Origin of the sequence: Pseudomonas sp. IT-P294 (assembly GCF_949767865.1) — a bacterium.
Classification (GTDB): domain Bacteria; phylum Pseudomonadota; class Gammaproteobacteria; order Pseudomonadales; family Pseudomonadaceae; genus Aquipseudomonas.
On the sequence record NZ_CATKQW010000022.1, the window covers coordinates 210,597 to 228,040 of the forward strand.

Here is a 17,444-nt window from a genome sequence, read left to right on the forward strand (position 1 = left end):
GTTCTCCTTGAACCTTACAGGGCTTTGCGAAACTGGATAAAACCGGGGCGTTCGGCGATGCGCTCGTAGAGCTGGATCGCAGTGGCGTTGGTTTCGTGGGTCAGCCAATGGACTTTGCAGCAGGCATCCTCTTTAGCGGTGGCGTAAACGAATTCGATCAACTTTCGGCCGACGCCGGTGCCGCGGGTTTCCGGCACTACCAACAAGTCTTGAAGGTAGCAGGAATTTTCAATGCTCCAGTTCGAGCGATGGTAGATGAAGTTCACCATGCCGATCGCTTTGCCATCGAGCCACGCCAGCGCCGAATGAGTCGGTTCGTTGTGGTCGAGCATGCGCTGCCAGGTGCTGTGCGTAACCGTCTCTGGCAACTCGGTGTTGTAGAAGCGCAGGTAGGCTTGCCACAGCGGCAACCAGGCGGCGTGATCGTCGGCGCTGACCTGGCGAATTTCAATCTGACTCATGTTCATTTCCTTAACGCATCAAGTGGGCGAGGGCCTGGTCGTGGACGTCAGGGCTGGCGGCGAGGCCTTCGCGCACGCCGGCGATGTCTGCGGTGCTGCGGTTCTGGCTGAGTTTGCGTTTGCCTTCCAGGCGCTGGATCGGCAGGGCAAACCCGACGATGGCTTTGAGCATGCCGTCGATGTAGTCGGCAGGCGCGTCCGCCACCTTCCACGGCTGAGCGCGGTTGGCCTCGTGGCGATCGGTCAGCGCGCTGACCAAAGCAAGCAGACGATCGGCATCGCTGAACACTTCCGCCGTGCCGTAAGCGTGTACGGCGACGTAGTTCCAGGTCGGCACGACTTTGCCGTGCTCGGCTTTGCTCGGGTAAAAACCAGGGCTGACGTAGGCATCGGCACCGGCAAAAATCACCAGCGCCTCAGCACCGTCCTGCAATTCTTTCCACTGCGGATTTGCCCTGGCGAAGTGGCCGTAGAGAGTGCCATTGGGGCCCTCGTCAGGACGAAAGAGTAACGGCAGATGACTGGCCTGCAGGCCTTGCGCGCCATGCGTGATCACCATCGCGAGGCGAGTGCCGAGTATCTGCTGCTGCAGTTCGTTCAAATCATTGATGGCAAAGCTGCTGGGGTTGTACATGGAAAAAATTCCTTGGCGAATGCATCCATCCTAGGCAGGCTATTGGTCTGTTGTAAGAGCCATTAATGACCAATTTCATAGGTCCATTACCATGACCCAGGCGCCGCTTTCCCTTTCATTCAACCCCGCCGGTATCGAACTTGATCGTCGCCAGGGCTTGAGCCGCCAGCTCTATCAGGCCTTGCGCCTGCGGGTACTGGATGGACGACTGGCCAGCGGCACACGATTGCCAGCCAGTCGGGATCTGGCGACGGCACTGGCGATTTCCCGCAACAGCGTGGTCCGCGCCTACGATCAGCTTTATGCGGAAGGGTTTATCGAAGGGCGTGTCGGCGACGGAACTTACGTGGCGCGATTGCCGCAGACCGCGCTCCCGGCGAAAAAACTATCCACAAAAGTATCCACAGGGTTGTCAACAGGGTTATCCACAACCTTATCCACAAATTGGCTGGATTTGCCTGTGGTTCCATCCAGTAAAGTTATCCACAGCGGGCCTTTGGGGCGCGTTGAGAAGAACCATTTGGCGCTGCCGCCGAGTGGTCCTCCCCGGGCATTTCGGGTCGGTGTTCCGGCGTTCGATCTGTTTCCTTTCGAGGTCTGGGCCAAGCTGAATGCGGCTTTCTGGCGAAAACCGGACCTGCAGCAACTGTGTTACGGCGATCCGGCAGGGGATGAGCGTTTGCGCGGCATGATCGCCGCGTACTTGCGCAGCTCCCGGGGCATGCAGTGTTCGGCTGAGCAAATAGTGATCACCAGTGGAGCGCAGCAGGGGATTAGCCTTTGTGCACAGCTGCTGGTAGAGCCTGGCGATGGCGTCGCGATTGAAAATCCGGGGTATCGGGCGGCGGGGCATGCATTCGCGGTGGCCGGGGCGCGTTTGCACGGCGTGGCGGTGGACGCCGAGGGCATCGATTGCACCGAATTGAACGGACTTAACGATTGTCGTCTGGCTTATGTGACGCCGTCGCATCAATACCCGACCGGTGTGGTGATGAGCCTGGCGCGACGCCTTGAATTGCTGGCTTGGGCTGAACGCACCCAAGGGTGGATCGTCGAGGACGACTACGACGGCGAATACCGTTACAGCGGCGCGCCGCTGGCACCGTTGGCGGCACTCGATCGGCAGGGGCGGGTGCTGTATGTCGGGACCTTTGGCAAGGTTGCATTCCCCGCGTTGAGACTGGGTTATCTGGTGTTGCCGCCGGGCCTGGTTCAGGCCTTCTCGCAACGCCGGGCGGTGGATGTTCGACATTCCGAAGTGAGTACCCAGGCGGTAATGGCCGAGTTCATGGGCGCAGGGCACTTTCAGCGACACATCCGCCGCATGCGCCGTGCGGCCCTTGGCCGACGCAATACCGTGTTGGCCGGTTGGCCGCAGAACATCCCCGGCATCGGCAGCTTGCCGAGTGTCGCGGCAGGCTTGCACCTGACGGTGGCGGTCGACTCGCAGGCCCGCGAACGCGAACTGATCGAGCAAGCGGCCAGCGTCGATATCGAGATCAATGCACTGAGCAGCTACTGGCTGCCCGATACACAAACACCGGTGGACCAGCGCGCAGGCCTGGTCCTGGGATTCGCTGCAGTGCCCGAAGCGGCGATCAACGCAGCACTCGCGCGTCTGGAAAAGGTCTGGCGTTAATCACGCTGTACCTCAGGCCTCGGTCTGTGGTTCCAGATCCAGAAACAGTTGGCGCAGGTCGGGGTCGAGTAGTTTGCGCAGGACGCCATCAATCGGATCGACGTTGCTCAAGATGTGCTGCTGCTCAGGGGCGAGGGTCTTGAGAAAATCATCCGAGACTTTCAAATGTGCTGCGGTGGGGTTTTCCGCAGGGCTATCGAGCGCTTCATAGTGAAAATGCGCCACCCAAAATGCCTGGTTGTTTGCCTTGTCGAGAATCCGGTATTCCTGGAACACGTCGCCTAAGCCTTTGGTCTGGATGCGTCCTCGTTCGTCGCGACGGATCTCTACCTGTCGGTTCTCATGCAGCCATTTGAAAGCGCTTTGTGTCGGTTTGCGCTTTTGGTACAGGCGCGCTCGCACCTCAACACCTTCTTGACGCATTCGGCGGGCCGCCTCACGCAGTTCCAGGCTGAGCATGGCGATCGGAGGGGGCGTTCCCCCTGCTTTGTTGATGCGGATCATAACCTGATCCACCTGGCTGGCACCGTGCTCCAGTTTGAGTGCCTGTTGGTCAAATACATCCTGCATGTCGGCGGGGATGCGCCTTGGACGCAAGGCATCTTTGCGCGTCTGGGTGATGAACTCACGAGTATTGAGGTTCAGTTCAATGCCGGCCTCGATAATCCCGTTGTCATCGAGGACCGAGGGTGGCAATTGGCGGGTCAATGAGACGGGCTTGATGAGCTCGTCCGTGGTGTTCTCGACGTCAGTACGGTTGGGCGCGCGCGGTCGGGTCTTGCGCACTTTGACCGGTTGCCGTGTAGGGGCCTGCTGTACTCGCTCTGCCGGTTTTCGCACAAGCTGCGGCTCAGGCAACAACGCTTGAAGTCGGTCCTGTGCCAGTTGTTCGAACTCGGCAATAAGCGCTCGCAGATCATTAAGCCGGGGTTGCCTGACCAAGCCAGGGTAGGTGACGGGCAGTTCTTGAATACGCTGATCGGCATCGGCGAACGCCTCCACCAAACGGCTCATCGCTTCGACAGGCACCTGCAAAGGGTGGGGGGCATCAGCAGCTTTTATGAGCTCCACCACCTGATTCGCAGCGTGGGCGGCACTCACGACAATCTTGCCGACGGCGTCTCGAGCCTGGGACATCATCGGGCTGGCTTGCTCTTGAATGCACAACTCCTGCGCCATGCCGATTTCATTGGCTTTGAGATCCAGGGCGGTGAAGGAGGGCGTGAGTTTCCTTATTTTCAGTGATTGCTCAATGCCGGCTCGTCCTGCCGCGCGCATCCCCTCAAGCGTCGAGCCCGACAGCGCCAGTTTCTCGACCATTTCGTGGCTCAAGTCGGTCGCCTGCTGGATCCTGCTGATGTAGGTCCCTAGCGGCAGCGGATCTGTCTGGCCGGAGTTGCTCAGCATGTGGGTGGCCTGGGCATACTGGTTTTTCTTGATCACAAACCACAACGCGAGATTCTTTTGCAGCAAGGTGCTCATGCGCAGCAGGTCGTAGACATAGTCCGTCGTTCCGCCCAACGTGCGCCATTCCTGCAGTTGTTCCAACACCTTTTGATACCCGGCGATGGTTGTGTCCAGTTTTTGCGTGTAAGCCTCGCACAAGCGATCGTAGTCTTTGCTATCGGCTTTCTGAATGTCGGTCTGCATCGCTGTCAGCTCGGTTTCATTCAGCGTTTCCTGGCCTTTGAAGGTTTCCAGAACCTTGTCCAATTCATGTTTGCGCAGTTCGCTGGCGGCGACCTGGGGTTTGCTGAACACATTCCCGGCTCCCCCTCGCAGGCGTAACCGCAGATCGATAAACCATTGCCCTTTGATGTTATGAGTCAGCGGCGGGCCGCTTCGGCCGGGGTGACTGGGGTCGACGATACAAGCCTGTTCGTCCTCGTTGGTCAGGACCTGGAACCATCGATCGGCGACCTGGGCAAACTGTTTGTCGTCGAGCTGGTAGAGATGGGGAGGCGCTTCGTTCACCTGCGTCACGTTCTCGGCCGTGATATCGATGGCCTGGACTTTGAGTGTATCGAGCCAGGCGCCCAGCGCCGCCGGTGTGCGACGAGGCACTGCACCCGCTACTTCAAGTGAGGAATAGTGCTCCGGCGCAAGTTCCGAGGACAGCGGGACCGGGTTGAAGGTGATGGCGCCGGGCTCGATTTTCGGCGTGATTTCTTTCACCGTCGCACGTCGTTTTTTGCCTGATAACGTTTTGCGCCGCAGCACGGCGTGATGGCTGAGGATAATGCCCAGGGTCAGGAGAATGTCCGAGACGGAGGTCCACACGATAAAGCTGTCGCCCTTGTCACTGGCGTCGAGAGCTTCTTGAATCTCGTTGATGCTCTGCCATACCCAGACGGCCGTTCCAACGGCGCCGCTGAGGACATTCGATGCCGCGTTGAACAAAGCCCAACTGCTGTCTTTGAGCAGGCTCCAGCGTCGTTCGGCATTCGATTGCGACTGGCGGTCAGCCAGATCCACCAATGCCTGCGCATTGCTCTTGAACAGCGCCGACAGGACGTTGCCGGTGATTTCTTCACGCTCGAATACCACGCGCCCGAACCGGTCCGCGCGCTGCAATGGATTGACCAGTTGTTCGGCCACCAGCCAAGGGGAAGGAAGGCCCACCGGGAAAACAGACTGAGCGTATTCAAAGCTCAGGGTTTTGTCCGGCAGCCATGCCAGTAACGAGTCCCTGAGTTCGCCGGGTTGGTGCAGCGCGTACAGCAGGTTTTGCCTGGAGGGAAACTGCAACAAGGGCCTGTCCAGCATCGGGCGATAAAGCAGACAAGGGCCGCTCCGGGCGTTTCGAGGGCTGATGATGAACATGTTGGCGACCGTGTCGCTGGTGCTGATCAAGCGATGTTGCGGTGTCAGCGTGAGGGGGTAGATGGCAATGGACCTGGTTTCTTCGCTGTCAGGATCAAGCAACTCCCTGACGTATCGATAGCCGTGTTCATCGATCCCTGCTTCTTGTTTGACCTTGCCCTCCAGCGCCAGCAGCGGCAGCAGCAAACGCAACTGATCGCAGTAGAAAGTTTCCTGGCGACGGGATTCGACGGGATCATCGATCAGTTTGCGCTTGATCAGCATCGGGTACGCGTCGCCGACGTTGACCTGCGCCGCCAGGCTGGAGAGAAATGCTGGCGTCAGCCATTGCGGCAAAGGATGGTCGCGGATGAAAAAAACCGTCGCCATGTAAGGCGCTTCGTTTTCCAGCGCGAAGTCGGCCAGGGTTTCGATGCGCTGGTCGAGGGGATTGGGCAGCGTCAGGTTATCGGCGGTGAAGCTGCTGGTGACGCGGATCCGCAGATCATCCAGCGGCAGGCTCGCGGCCCCGATGGCACGTGTATCAGCGATGATCGCTTCACGCATCAGGCGTTGCGCATAGTCGGTAATGGAGGGTATCCCGGCTCTGGCGGCCTTGTTGTGCGGTTCCCGATAGAGCATGCCCAGCGCGCTGATGTAACGACCATAGTCTTGAATATCGGTTGTCGATGCTTCGCGCAACCAGTCCGGAATGGCCGAATCCAGTTGTTGAAAGCGAGCGTATTCGATTGTGTCCAGCCCGGTCTCGGGCAAAACGGCGCCACCGGCCGGCGCATCTGGGGATCTCATCGAGTCTATGGCATCGAGTTGAGACGTCACTAACGCCCAGGCCATGTGGTCAAAGACATTGCCGTCAGGCTCGAACAACTGCCACCTGAGGGCCCGTCCTGTGGGTGGGTCGTCCAGGCGTGCGGGCAGCGAGTCGCCCAGTTGCTCTATTGAAGCGAAGGACTCGTAACCGCGCTCGATCGTGTACATCACCAGCAAGTCGCGTTTACCGCTGATGGCCCTGAGCACCAGGGCGCCACCGATCAACAGATGGCTGGCGACGTCGTTTTCAACGGTATCGATATCGATCAGGCATGCCTGGATGGCCGACAGATCCTTGATTGAATGTTGACGAGTGGCTCGATCCGGATCGTTGAACACTTCACGCGCCATGGCGCATTCATCGGCGTCCCAGCCTTTGACCGATTGCACGTTCAGTGCTTTGCGCAATGAGTCGGAGAGCTCCAGCCAGCGAGCCATTTTCCTGCCCTTTTGGTTCCAGAATTCCAGTTGCTGACGTTGCAGCTCGATAAACAGCAAGGGTGCTGTGTCGTTCAGCACCTTGGCAATTTCCTCGATGCTGACCGCGAGGTGAACCGGGTTCTTGAGGTTGGGTTCCAGTGTCAGGAAATGCTGTCCTTCAAGGAAATTGGCTTTTGTTCCGAACAGGCTATTGCGCAAGAGTGTGGAGGTCAGTGACTGGAATTCGATCGGGCCTGCCTCGACCTGGTCGTTCACGACTTTCCATTGGGGTGTAGCGAGGGTTGTCTGGTCCGGGTCTATGTTCAGTTGCGGATAGAGCGCTCCCAATGCCTGGCGCAACAGCTGTGAGGCGACTTTGCTCGGCAAAGGGCCGTGACTGATCTGCCTGATCAGCTCACTTTTTTCTACTAAAGGAGTGGTGTCATCCAGGGACTCGGATGGGAGGAAATTGCTCATGATGGTTACCTTGGAGCAGGGAGGAGGACGATAAGAACCTCTTGATTGCACCAACGGTAATGGGGCACCGGGAGCCCGGGGTGGTAACTGTTTATGCCTTCAAAAAAAAGACCCGCCTTCGCGCGGGTCTTTGATCTTGGCAGGGCAATCAGGTCCCGGACTTGATTTTGGTCCAGGCCCGGGTCCGCGCGCGTTCGGCATCACGCGGCAGCGGTTGCAGGGTGTAGAGCGTGCCCATCGCTGTTTCGGTCGGGTACAGGTTCGGGTTGTTACGAATGGCCGGGTCGACCATTTCCGTGGCGTCCTTGTTCGGGTTCGGGTAGCCGACGAAATCGCTGACCGGCGCGATCACCTGCGGTTGCAGCAGGTAGTTGATGAAGGTGTAGGCATCGTCCGGATTCTTCGCGCCTTTAGGGATGGCGAGCATGTCGAACCAGATCGGCGCACCCTCTTTTGGCAGGCGCATGTCGACGATGACGCCGTTCTTGGCTTCCTTGGCGCGGTTGGCGGCCTGAGAGAAGCTGCCGGAATAACCGACCGCGACGCAGATGTCTCCGTTGGCGATGTCGGCCATGTACTTGGAGGAATGGAAGTAGGTGATGTATGGACGAATCTTCATCAGCAGCGCTTCAGCCTTGTCGTAGTCCGCTGGCTTCTTGCTGTTGGGGTCCAGGCCAAGGTGTTGCAGGGCCAGCGGCAAGATCTCCGATGGCGAATCGAGCAGGGCGACGCCGCACTGCTTGAGTTTGCTGATGTTCTCTTCCTTGAAGATCAGGTCCCAGCTGTTCACTGGCGCGTTGTCACCCAGGGCGGCTTTGACTTTGTCCGGGTTGAAGCCGATCAGGATGGTGCCGTACATGTACGGCACGGCGAATTTGTTGCTCGGGTCGTTGGCTTCGATCAGCTTCATCAGCTTGGGATCGAGGTGGTTCCAGTTCGGCAGTTTGCTGCGGTCCAGTGGCTGGAACACGCCGGCTTCGATCTGCTTGGCGAGGAACACGTTGGACGGCACCACCACGTCATAGCCCGAGTTGCCGGTCAGCAGTTTGGCTTCCAGCGCTTCGTTGGTGTCGAAGATGTCGTAGACCAGTTTGGTCTGAGTGTTCTGCGCCTTGAAGTCTTCAAGGGCTTTGGGCGTGATGTAGTCAAACCAGTTGTAGACGCGCAACGTTCGCTCTTCAGCATGGACGGCGCCACTGAGCACTGTGGCGCACAGTGCCGGGGCGATAAGACGCTTGAGTCTGTTCATTGTTCTAATTCCTCATTGGGCGCTTTCAAAACCTTCGAGAACATTCACGGCATTGATGCCGATTTCTTCCACGGCGTAGCCGCCTTCCATCACGAACAGCGTCGGCTTGCCGAGGCCCGCGATGCGCTCGCCCATCGCCAGGTAATCCGGGCTGTCGAGCTTGAATTGGGAGATGGGGTCATCCTTGAACGTGTCGACGCCCAAGGACACGACGATGATGTCGGCACCGTATTTCTCGATTTCCTTGCAGGCTTGTTCCAGCGCGGCGCTCCAGCTGTCCCATCCACTGCCGGCGGGCAAAGGGTAGTTGAAGTTGAAACCTTCGCCGGCGCCTTCGCCCAGCTCGTCTTCATAGCCGAGGAAGAACGGGAACTCGGCTTCAGGATGGCCGTGGATCGAGGTGAAGAGCACATCGCTGCGCTCATAGAAAATTGATTGCGTGCCGTTGCCGTGGTGGTAATCGACGTCGAGAATCGCGACCTTTTTATGGCCTTGGTCGAGGAAAGCCTGGGCGGCGATGGCGGCGTTGTTGAGGTAGCAATAACCGCCCATCAAATCGCTGGCGGCATGGTGTCCCGGCGGACGGCACAGGGCGAAGGCACTGCGGGCGCCGTTCTGGATGGCGGCTTGTGCGGTGAGGGCAACCTGGGCTGCGCTGTACGCCGCTTGCCAGGTGCCGGCGGTAATTGGAGCGCCACCGTCGAAGCTGTAATAACCGAGCTGGCCGTGCAGGCTGGTCGGCAGAATCCGGCGCAAGGTGCGGGCCGGCCAGGTGTAGGGCAGCAAGTCGCCGTCGGTATTGAATTCGGTCCAGCGTGCCCAGGCGCCTTTGAAGAAATCGAGGTAGTCGCGGCTGTGGATGCGCGCAATCGGATCGAGGCCGAAATCCTGCGGCGCCTGGACCGGGCCCAGGTTCTGGTTTTGCACACGTTGCAACACATGGTCGGCACGCGAGGGCATCTCGAAGCAGGGCATCAATTGCCCGTCCATCAATTCGCAACGGCCGTGGTGCAGGTGGTGATCATCCGAGTAGATCGTCAGCATTTTCTTGTTCTCCGCAGGCTGATTCGGTTGAACACAGTCTTGCGGCGCGGCGCGATTCGGAGAACGGCAGGAAAGGCCAAAAGGGGATAAATATGGCCAAAATACATGACCGAAATTCGCCCCTTATTGGCGCGGGGGCGCTCAAGCTCGGGGCGCGAGTTTGTCCGTTATGTTGTTGGTGGTTTTTGAGGGCGTCATTGCGAGCAAGCTCGCTCCCACATTTGATCTCAGTGAACACTGACTTTGTGTACGACGCAGAACCACTGTGGGAGCGAGCTTGCTCGCGATACCGGTATTCCCGACAACGAATGACTCAAGGCCTGAACTGACTCGGCGCGACACCGCTCCAGCGCACAAAGGCATGGCGGAAACTGGCGGTCTCGCTGAAGCCTAGCGCCTCGGCGATCCGGTAGATCGGCATCTGGTCCTGACACAGCATGTGCTTGGCTTGTTCAAACCTGAGTTCATCGAGCAATTCCTGGTAACTGCACCCCAGGTCCTTGAGATGCCGACGCAAGGTTCGCGCTGAACAATTCATCTGCTCGGCCAATCCTTCAAGACCGGGCGCCGCATTGAGTTGGGCGCTGAGCAGTTGGCGGATTCGTCCCAGCCACGCCTGACGCCCGGTGAACTCGGTGTTTTGTTTGCGGCAGCGTTCGGCCATGGCCTGGTGGGTGATGACGTCGGCGAGCGGCAGGGGAAGGTCGAGCCAGCGTTTGTCGAAGGCAAAGGCGTTGTCCTGCGCTTCGAAGTGCAGCGGGCAGTCGAAGTGCTGCGCGTAGGTCGCCTCGTAATCGGGTGCGGCATGTTCGAAGCGGGCCGCTAGCAACGGCAGCGGATGCCCGATCAAGTCGTCGCAGATGACTTTCAAGGACACCAGGCAAAATTCGGCATTGAATACGGCCATCTCCGGGCTTTCCCGGTAATCGGCGGCCACGAACCAGACGCGCTCGCCATCGCTTTCCAGACTCAACTCGAAAAGTGTTCCCAACAGCGCCGGATAACGCATCGCCAGCCGTAATGCGTCACCGAAGGTGGCACTGGTGAGCAGCGCATAACCGAGCATGCCGTAGGAGGAAACATGCATCCGCCGCCCCAGTTCCAGGCCGATGTCACGCTTGAGCGCGACCGCGTTGGCGCAGACCTGCATCTCCTGGTTGGTGGTGATGCGTGTGTCCGCCCGGCTCAGATCCGCCGCGCTGATGCCGCTTCCCGCGAGCAGCGCTTCGCTGGACAGGCCTTCGGCCTTGAAGGTGTTAAGCACCAGTGAGACAGCGTTGAGGGTGGTGAGGTGGGAGTGGAGCATGGGAGGTTCCAGCCGTGGAATGACTGGAACGCAGCAAGTTATATGCCGAGCAACAAACCTGTAGGCGTGAGCCTGCTCGCGATGGCGATGTATTAGTCAGCACCCATGTTGGATGGACGACCGCTATCGCGAGCAGGCTCACTCCCACAGGGGGTGTGGTGTTTCAGATGAGTTCGCCGCAGAGGTCGAGCTCAATGAGTCGGCGTACTTCCGCGGTTTCCAGTCCGGTACCCAGCAATCCATGCAATTTGCCCAACGCTGCCTCACGGGTCATGCCGCCACCCGACAACACGCCAGCACCGCGCAAGCGGCTGCCTGCTTCATACACGTCCAGCTCAACGCCACCTTCGTGGCACTGCGTCACCGCAACCACCACAACACCTTTGTCCCGCGCCCGCTCCAGGCTGGCGAGAAACTCGGGGTTGTCGCTCGGCCCCGTGCCACTGCCGTAACACTCCAGCACCAAGCCTTGAATGCCACTGTTCAACACGCCGTCCAGCTGCTCGGCGCCGATGCCGGGGAACAGCGGTAGCACGGCGACTTTTGCGAGTTGTTTCGGTTGGTTGTAGGTCAATTGCGTCGGCAGCGAAGTGGCCTTCACACCGCCACCCTGACGCTCAAGCCGCTTGAATGGATGACGCCCGAAACTGCGCACTTTCGCGCAGCGGGTTGGGTCCAGCAGTTCACCGTGGAAGTACAGATGAACGCCCGATGGCAGACCTTGGCCCAGCGCAACCAGCGCACCGCTGAGGTTTTCCCAGGCATCGCTGTCGGTCACGCCGGCAGGCAGCATCGAGCCGGTGAACACTACACGGGCCTGCAAGCCGAGCAACTGAAAGCTCATGGCTGCTGCGCTGTAAGCCAAGGTGTCGGTGCCATGCAAAATCAGCACGCTGTCGCAGCCTTGAACATCAACGGCGTCGACCACGGCTTCACGCAGTTGCTGCCAATAGGCCGGAGACATGTTGGCACTGTCAATCAGTGGCGACATTTCACGAAAGCGCCACTGCGGCACCACCAGCTCAGGTTGGCTGTGCAGGTAGTCACGCATCCGCGCTTCAAAACCGGACGCCGGGGCCAGGCCATTGGCGCTGGCCTGCATGCCGATGGTGCCGCCGGTGTAGAGCACCATGACGTGCTGGGCGGCAGGAAAGGAATTGGCAACCATGGGGAAGTCTCCACAAGAGATGACATGTGGGAGCGAGCAGGCTCGCTCACACAAGTTGTGCACTTTAACTGACGGGCGCAGGGGATGCGCCCGTCATTCACCGATCAGCGTTGCGCTGCGGGTACGCCTTGCGGCTGTGCTGCGGCCTTGGGAGTGGCAGCGGGCGGATTGGCAGGCCAGGCTTTCAAGTCCAGGTCCAGATCCGGGAACTTGCTCGAATCGAACACAGGCGTCTTGATGCCGGCTGCGCGCTGGTCATCGTAGTCACGCAGGATGCGCATGCCGACCTTGAACAGCAGGAACAGCGCGATCAGGTTCACGAACGCCAGCAGGGTCATGGTGATGTCGGCGAAGGCGAACACCGTGCCGAGGTTTTCGATCGCACCCCAGAAGATCAGCACCAGCACCAACGCGCGATAGCCGATCAGCGCCTTACGGTTTTCACCGATCAGGAAACGCAGGTTGCTCTCGCCCAGGTAGTAGTTGTAGAGGATCGAGGTGAACACGAACAACGACAAGGCCACGGAGATGAAGCTGCGGCCCCAGTCACCGACCACGGCGGCCAGCGAGTTCTGGGTCAGGGCAATGCCATCGCCTTCAAAGCCAGGGGTATAGAAACCCGACAAAAGAATCAGCAACGCGGTGCAGGTGCAGATCACGAAGGTGTCGAGGAACACGCTGAATGCCTGAACCACACCTTGCGCAACCGGGTGCTCGACCGAGGCCACGGCGGCCACGTTCGGCGCACTGCCCAAACCGGCTTCGTTGGCAAACACGCCGCGTTTCACGCCCATGACGATGGCGCTACCGATCAGGCCGCCGAAGGCTTGATCCAGACCGAACGCGCTTTTGACGATGGTCATCAACATGCCCGGAACGTGATCGAATTGCAGCACGATCACATAAAGGGTCACGCCGATGTACACCAGGGTTTTCACCGGCACCAGCAGGTCAGCGACCTTGGCGATACGCTTGATCCCGCCCACGAACACCAGGCCCAGCAACACGGCCAGGGCCAGGCCGGTCCAGGTGGTGTCGAGGCCGAACGCGTTGTTCAGCGAGTGCGTCACGGCGTGGGATTGCAGGCCATTGAAGGCAAACCCGAAGGTCACCAGCAACAGGAAGGCCATGATCATGCCCAACCAGCGTTTCTGCAGACCGTGCTGGATGTAATAGGACGGACCGCCACGGTAGGTGCCATCGGCATCGGCGCGTTTATACAGCTGACCAAGGGAGCATTCGAAGAAGCTGCTGGACATACCGACCAGCGCGGTCACCCACATCCAGAAGACTGCGCCCGGACCACCCAGGGTTACGGCGATGCCGACACCGGCGATATTGCCCGCACCAACGCGGCCGGCGAGGCTGAGCATCAGGGCCTGGAACGAACTGAGTTGCCCGGCGCTGCTTTTGAGGCTGTCGCGGAACACCGAGAACATGTGGAAGAAGTGACGCAATTGAACGAAACGCGAGCGGATCGTGAAGTAGCTACCGAGCCCGACAATGAGCACGATCAGTACTTTCCCTGAGAGGAAGTCGTTAATGACTTCGAGCATGGATTATTCCTCGCTGTTTTTTGTGTAGGCAAATGCTGGACGAGTCGAAACATCGCGTTACACCGGTCTGCACTTGGCAAGACAGGCGAGGCGAACGTTCGTCCCGGTTTCATATTGCGGGTTTGTTATTAGTTCGGGTTTCGCATGGGTTTGGGCCTCGTTACCGACGACCGCTCACGCGAAGAGGGGCGGCACTATACCTACGAGAGTGACGTCCGTCTGCACGATTGTGGTGCAAGCGATGAATCGAAGCCTTTGAAACACCTGACTTTTTTTGAAGTCAGGCTTGTGTGGAAGGGCAAGAACTCCAATTCCACAGAAGTCTTTTTTTCTGCCAAAGAGTTAAAAAAAAGGGCTTGGGGAATAAATCCCCAAGCCCTCAAAAGGTGAGAGGTGTCTAGTCCCTCGACCTGGTGAGCGTGGCTCCCGGTGCTCTTCGTTAAAAGAGCAGGAGCCGGCGTTGCGTTCGGTTTAAGCCTTCAAAGGCACCAGACGCGGAGCAATCATGTTTTCCGGGCGCAGGATGTCGGCGAGCATGTCTTCGTCGAGCAAGCCTTCTTCGCGCACCAGTTCCAGCACGCCGCGGCCGCTTTCCAGCGCGATACGGGCGATGCGGGTGGCGTTTTCATAGCCGATGTACGGGTTCAGCGCGGTGACCAGGCCGATCGAGTGCTCGACCAGTTCGCGGCAGCGCTCTTCGTTGGCCGTGATGCCGACGATGCAGTGCTCGCGCAGCATGTCCATGGCGCGTTGCAGCAGGCGGATCGAGTCGAAGATCTTGAACGCGATCAGCGGCTCCATCACGTTCAGTTGCAGCTGGCCGCCTTCGGCCGCGATGGTCAGCGCCAGGTCGTTGCCGATGATCTGGAACGCCACTTGGTTCACGGCTTCCGGGATGACCGGGTTGACCTTGCCGGGCATGATCGAGCTGCCTGGCTGACGCGCTGGCAGGTTGATTTCATTGATGCCGGTGCGTGGGCCGCTGGACAGCAGGCGCAGGTCGTTGCAGATCTTCGACAGCTTGACCGCGGTGCGCTTGAGCATGCCGGAGAACAGCACGAAGGCGCCCATGTCGGAGGTGGCTTCGATCAGGTCGGCTGCTGGAACCAGCGGTTGACCGCTGATCACGGCCAGGCGCTGAACGGCCAGGTGCTGGTAACGCGGGTCGGCGTTGATGCCGGTGCCGATTGCGGTGCCGCCCAGGTTCACTTCGGTCAGCAGCTCGGGTGCCAGCGTCTTCAGACGGGCCAAGTCTTCACCCAGCGTCGTGGCGAAGGCGCGGAATTCCTGGCCGAGGGTCATCGGCACGGCGTCTTGCAGTTGGGTACGGCCCATTTTCAGGACGTGAGCGAATTCCTGACCTTTTGCGGCGAACGCCTGGATCAGGCTATCGAGGCTGGCCAGCAGCGCGTCGTGACCCAGCAGCAGACCCAGACGGATCGCTGTCGGATAGGCGTCGTTGGTCGACTGCGCCATGTTCACGTCGTTGTTCGGGTGCAGGTATTGGTACTCGCCTTTCTGGTGACCCATGGCCTCCAGCGCGATGTTGGCGATCACTTCGTTGGCATTCATGTTGGTTGAAGTGCCGGCGCCGCCTTGAATCATGTCCACCACGAACTCTTCGTGGAAATCGCCGCGGATCAATCGTGCACAGGCTTCGCTAATGGCAGCGTGCTTGGCTTCGCTCAGGTGACCCAACTCGCGGTTGGCGTCAGCGGCGGCCTGTTTGACCATTGCCAGGCCTACAACCAGTTTCGGGTAATGCGAAATCGGAACGCCGGAGAGACGGAAGTTGTTCACCGCTCGCAGGGTCTGGATGCCGTAATACGCTTGAGCCGGTACTTCGAGTACGCCAAGCAGGTCTTTTTCTGTGCGGAAAGATGCAGCGGAGGACATGATAGAAATCATCTCGATATGGACCCGGTCTGTGCCGGAACGCTGCAAATGCTAGGCTTGTGGAGAATTTTCGGCCAATGCTGTTAAACACTGGCCTATGCACATTCGGCATAATGCCCATGTGACGCCACGTGTGTGGCGAGCGTGTGACCTAAATTGGTGCGTGTCCGGGAGGGCGTGATGAATCTGGAAAGTAAATGGCTTGAGGACTTCAGTGCCCTGGCCGCCACCCGCAGCTTCTCCCAGGCTGCCGAACGACGCTTTGTGACGCAGCCGGCCTTCAGTCGGCGAATACGCAGCCTTGAAGCGGCGCTGGGGCTGCAATTGGTCAACCGTTCGCGCACGCCAATCGAGCTGACGGCGGCGGGACAGCTTTTTCTGGTCACGGCGCGCACCGTGGTCGAGCAGCTTGGTGAAGTGCTGCGTCATCTCCATCACCTGGAAGGCGGGCAGGGCGAGGTGATGCAGGTGGCCGCGGCTCACTCGCTGGCGTTGGGTTTCTTTCCGCGTTGGATCGCCCAGTTGCGCAACGAGGGGCTGAACATTGCGACGCGCCTTGTGGCGACCAACGTCGGCGATGCGGTGCACGCCTTGCGCGAAGGCGGTTGCGATTTGATGCTGGCGTTCTATGACCCGGACGCGGCCTTGCAGATGGACTCGGAGATTTTCCCGTCGCTGCACTTGGGTCATACCGAGATGCTGCCGGTTTGCGCCGCCGATGCCGACGGTAAACCGCTGTTCGATCTGGAAGGTGAAGGCAGTGTGCCGTTGCTCGCCTACAGTGCCGGCGCGTTTCTGGGCCGCTCGGTGAACATGTTGCTGCGCCAACGGGCGCTGCGCTTCACCACCATTTACGAAACCGCCATGGCGGACAGCCTGAAAAGCATGGCGCTGGAAGGGCTGGGCATTGCCTGGGTGCCGCAACTCAGCGTGCGCGCCGAACTGGCTCGCGGTGAACTGGTCGTCTGCGGTGGCCCGCAATGGCATGTGCCGCTGGAGATTCGCCTGTATCGCTGCGCATTGGTGCGCAAGGCGAATGTACGGTTGTTGTGGCGCAAACTTGAAGGTGGCGCGGCAGCGAACGCATAAAGAGCCACAGGCGCGAGTCATCTCGCGCCTGTGGTTAGTTTTAATACCGGCTGTCTACATAGGCCTTGATGCGTTTTCTGTTGCCTTCGCTAAAGACGAAACAGTTCGATCGAAGGGGCAAGGGTTCGAACATGAACGTTTCGCACCACCAGCCGTTGTAAAGCACTTCGCCTTCTTCATGGATAGCATTGAAAGAATGTCCCAGTTCATGCCCGATCACCTGTTTGAAGTCGAGCGAAGCAATAGCGGCCGAGCCGGATTGATTTGCAATACCACCCACACCGCCAAATACCGGGCCGCCGTTAATGAAATCGTTGGTGATCAACAGTATTCGGTCATTGCTTGAGAAGGGGAATTCATTGCGCTCATGCCGTAGTGTTCGATACTCCCACGCCAGCTTTTTCCAACCTTGGAACATATTGTTTTGGTCTGCGGATTTATAGTTGAAGTTGGTGAAGGGCGGTCTGTTTCGATCAAAGATAACGTGAATTTTCCGGCCGGTAATGTTCTCGAACTCAGTGGTGAAAGGGCGGATATGATCAGCGTAGGTCGAGCTTCGTTTCGCGGCCGGCACATCATCGTGGAAGATCGCAAAAAGCCGGATGGGGTTCGCAGGGTCATCGATAAGTTTGTCTGGAGTATCGACAGCGTGTGCACTCAGGTTAATCATGAGCGCGAGGATAAAAGTAATGATTGGTTTTAATAATGCGTACATGGCTTTGTCTCATGGGGGGATCGCTCTCGGTAAATTTAAGAGGGCAATATCTGTTTGTTGTTAGTGGTGCCGAAATAGGCTTGGCGTTACTGGGTGTTTTTTGCGAAGGCTGTACGTACTTGGCCTTCGAATAAATAACCAACGCTTCTTGATTTAA

Annotated in this window: 12 protein-coding genes; 2 read left to right on the forward strand and 10 right to left on the reverse strand. The window is 58.9% G+C overall.

Features of this window, described 5'->3' with window-relative positions:
* Nucleotides 1–14: 14 nt before the first annotated feature.
* Both ACM6I0_RS16110 and ACM6I0_RS16115 read right to left on the reverse strand, forming a co-directional pair.
* Nucleotides 15–461 (reverse strand): GNAT family N-acetyltransferase, encoded by a 447-nt coding sequence (locus ACM6I0_RS16110; protein WP_414922795.1) that lies wholly within the window; start codon nt 459–461, stop codon nt 15–17.
* Nucleotides 462–471: 10 nt separating this feature from the next.
* Entirely contained in the window at nt 472–1,095 is a 624-nt protein-coding gene (locus ACM6I0_RS16115) for an FMN-binding negative transcriptional regulator (RefSeq protein WP_414922796.1), read from the reverse strand.
* 91 nt (nt 1,096–1,186) lie between these two features.
* On the opposite strand from ACM6I0_RS16115, the gene ACM6I0_RS16120 reads away from it, so the two are divergent.
* A complete protein-coding gene (locus ACM6I0_RS16120; protein ID WP_414922797.1) occupies nt 1,187–2,734 on the forward strand; it encodes a PLP-dependent aminotransferase family protein in 1,548 nt (515 codons plus the stop codon).
* Between the two features lie 12 nt (nt 2,735–2,746).
* Here ACM6I0_RS16120 and ACM6I0_RS16125 read toward each other — a convergent pair whose 3' ends face one another.
* From ACM6I0_RS16125 to aspA, 7 genes are all read right to left on the reverse strand, one after another.
* Nucleotides 2,747–7,264 carry a dermonecrotic toxin domain-containing protein gene (locus ACM6I0_RS16125; protein ID WP_414922798.1) on the reverse strand — a complete coding sequence of 1,506 codons (4,518 nt, stop codon included), beginning with the start codon at nt 7,262–7,264 and terminating at the stop codon, nt 2,747–2,749.
* A 148-nt stretch (nt 7,265–7,412) separates the two neighbouring features.
* Nucleotides 7,413–8,513 (reverse strand): polyamine ABC transporter substrate-binding protein, encoded by a 1,101-nt coding sequence (locus tag ACM6I0_RS16130; protein WP_414922799.1) that lies wholly within the window; start codon nt 8,511–8,513, stop codon nt 7,413–7,415.
* A gap of 12 nt (nt 8,514–8,525) precedes the next feature.
* The gene (locus ACM6I0_RS16135) at nt 8,526–9,557 is read right to left on the reverse strand and encodes a histone deacetylase family protein (protein ID WP_414922800.1); all 1,032 of its coding nucleotides are present in this window, start codon (nt 9,555–9,557) and stop codon (nt 8,526–8,528) included.
* A 313-nt stretch (nt 9,558–9,870) separates the two neighbouring features.
* A complete protein-coding gene (locus ACM6I0_RS16140; RefSeq protein ID WP_414922801.1) occupies nt 9,871–10,863 on the reverse strand; it encodes an AraC family transcriptional regulator in 993 nt (330 codons plus the stop codon).
* Nucleotides 10,864–11,026: 163 nt separating this feature from the next.
* Complete coding sequence (locus ACM6I0_RS16145; RefSeq protein ID WP_414922802.1) at nt 11,027–12,031, reverse strand: asparaginase; 1,005 nt, start codon at nt 12,029–12,031, stop codon at nt 11,027–11,029.
* Between the two features lie 104 nt (nt 12,032–12,135).
* Complete coding sequence (locus ACM6I0_RS16150) at nt 12,136–13,587, reverse strand: alanine/glycine:cation symporter family protein (RefSeq protein ID WP_285431597.1); 1,452 nt, start codon at nt 13,585–13,587, stop codon at nt 12,136–12,138.
* Nucleotides 13,588–14,058: 471 nt separating this feature from the next.
* Complete coding sequence (gene aspA, locus ACM6I0_RS16155; protein WP_222589076.1) at nt 14,059–15,483, reverse strand: aspartate ammonia-lyase; 1,425 nt, start codon at nt 15,481–15,483, stop codon at nt 14,059–14,061.
* A 180-nt stretch (nt 15,484–15,663) separates the two neighbouring features.
* Here aspA and ACM6I0_RS16160 point away from each other — a divergent pair, with 180 nt between their 5' ends.
* Entirely contained in the window at nt 15,664–16,572 is a 909-nt protein-coding gene (locus ACM6I0_RS16160) for a LysR substrate-binding domain-containing protein (RefSeq protein WP_414922803.1), read from the forward strand.
* Between the two features lie 40 nt (nt 16,573–16,612).
* Here the strand turns inward: ACM6I0_RS16160 and ACM6I0_RS16165 are convergent, their stop codons facing one another.
* Nucleotides 16,613–17,287, reverse strand: coding sequence for a hypothetical protein (locus ACM6I0_RS16165; protein WP_414922804.1), 675 nt, complete (start codon nt 17,285–17,287; stop codon nt 16,613–16,615).
* Nucleotides 17,288–17,444 lie beyond the last annotated feature (157 nt).

Excerpts from the sequence above, each read along its gene's own strand:
- ACM6I0_RS16140 (WP_414922801.1), bottom strand. The coding sequence starts at position 10,863 with ATGCTCCACTCCCACCTCACCACCCTCAACGCTGTCTCACTGGTGCTT.
- ACM6I0_RS16120 (WP_414922797.1), top strand. The coding sequence starts at position 1,187 with ATGACCCAGGCGCCGCTTTCCCTTTCATTCAACCCCGCCGGTATCGAA.
- ACM6I0_RS16115 (WP_414922796.1), bottom strand. The coding sequence starts at position 1,095 with ATGTACAACCCCAGCAGCTTTGCCATCAATGATTTGAACGAACTGCAG.
- ACM6I0_RS16110 (WP_414922795.1), bottom strand. The coding sequence starts at position 461 with ATGAGTCAGATTGAAATTCGCCAGGTCAGCGCCGACGATCACGCCGCC.
- ACM6I0_RS16160 (WP_414922803.1), top strand. The coding sequence starts at position 15,664 with ATGAATCTGGAAAGTAAATGGCTTGAGGACTTCAGTGCCCTGGCCGCC.
- ACM6I0_RS16150 (WP_285431597.1), bottom strand. The coding sequence starts at position 13,587 with ATGCTCGAAGTCATTAACGACTTCCTCTCAGGGAAAGTACTGATCGTG.
- ACM6I0_RS16130 (WP_414922799.1), bottom strand. The coding sequence starts at position 8,513 with ATGAACAGACTCAAGCGTCTTATCGCCCCGGCACTGTGCGCCACAGTG.
- ACM6I0_RS16135 (WP_414922800.1), bottom strand. The coding sequence starts at position 9,557 with ATGCTGACGATCTACTCGGATGATCACCACCTGCACCACGGCCGTTGC.
- ACM6I0_RS16125 (WP_414922798.1), bottom strand. The coding sequence starts at position 7,264 with ATGAGCAATTTCCTCCCATCCGAGTCCCTGGATGACACCACTCCTTTA.
- aspA (WP_222589076.1), bottom strand. The coding sequence starts at position 15,483 with ATGTCCTCCGCTGCATCTTTCCGCACAGAAAAAGACCTGCTTGGCGTA.
- ACM6I0_RS16145 (WP_414922802.1), bottom strand. The coding sequence starts at position 12,031 with ATGGTTGCCAATTCCTTTCCTGCCGCCCAGCACGTCATGGTGCTCTAC.
- ACM6I0_RS16165 (WP_414922804.1), bottom strand. The coding sequence starts at position 17,287 with ATGTACGCATTATTAAAACCAATCATTACTTTTATCCTCGCGCTCATG.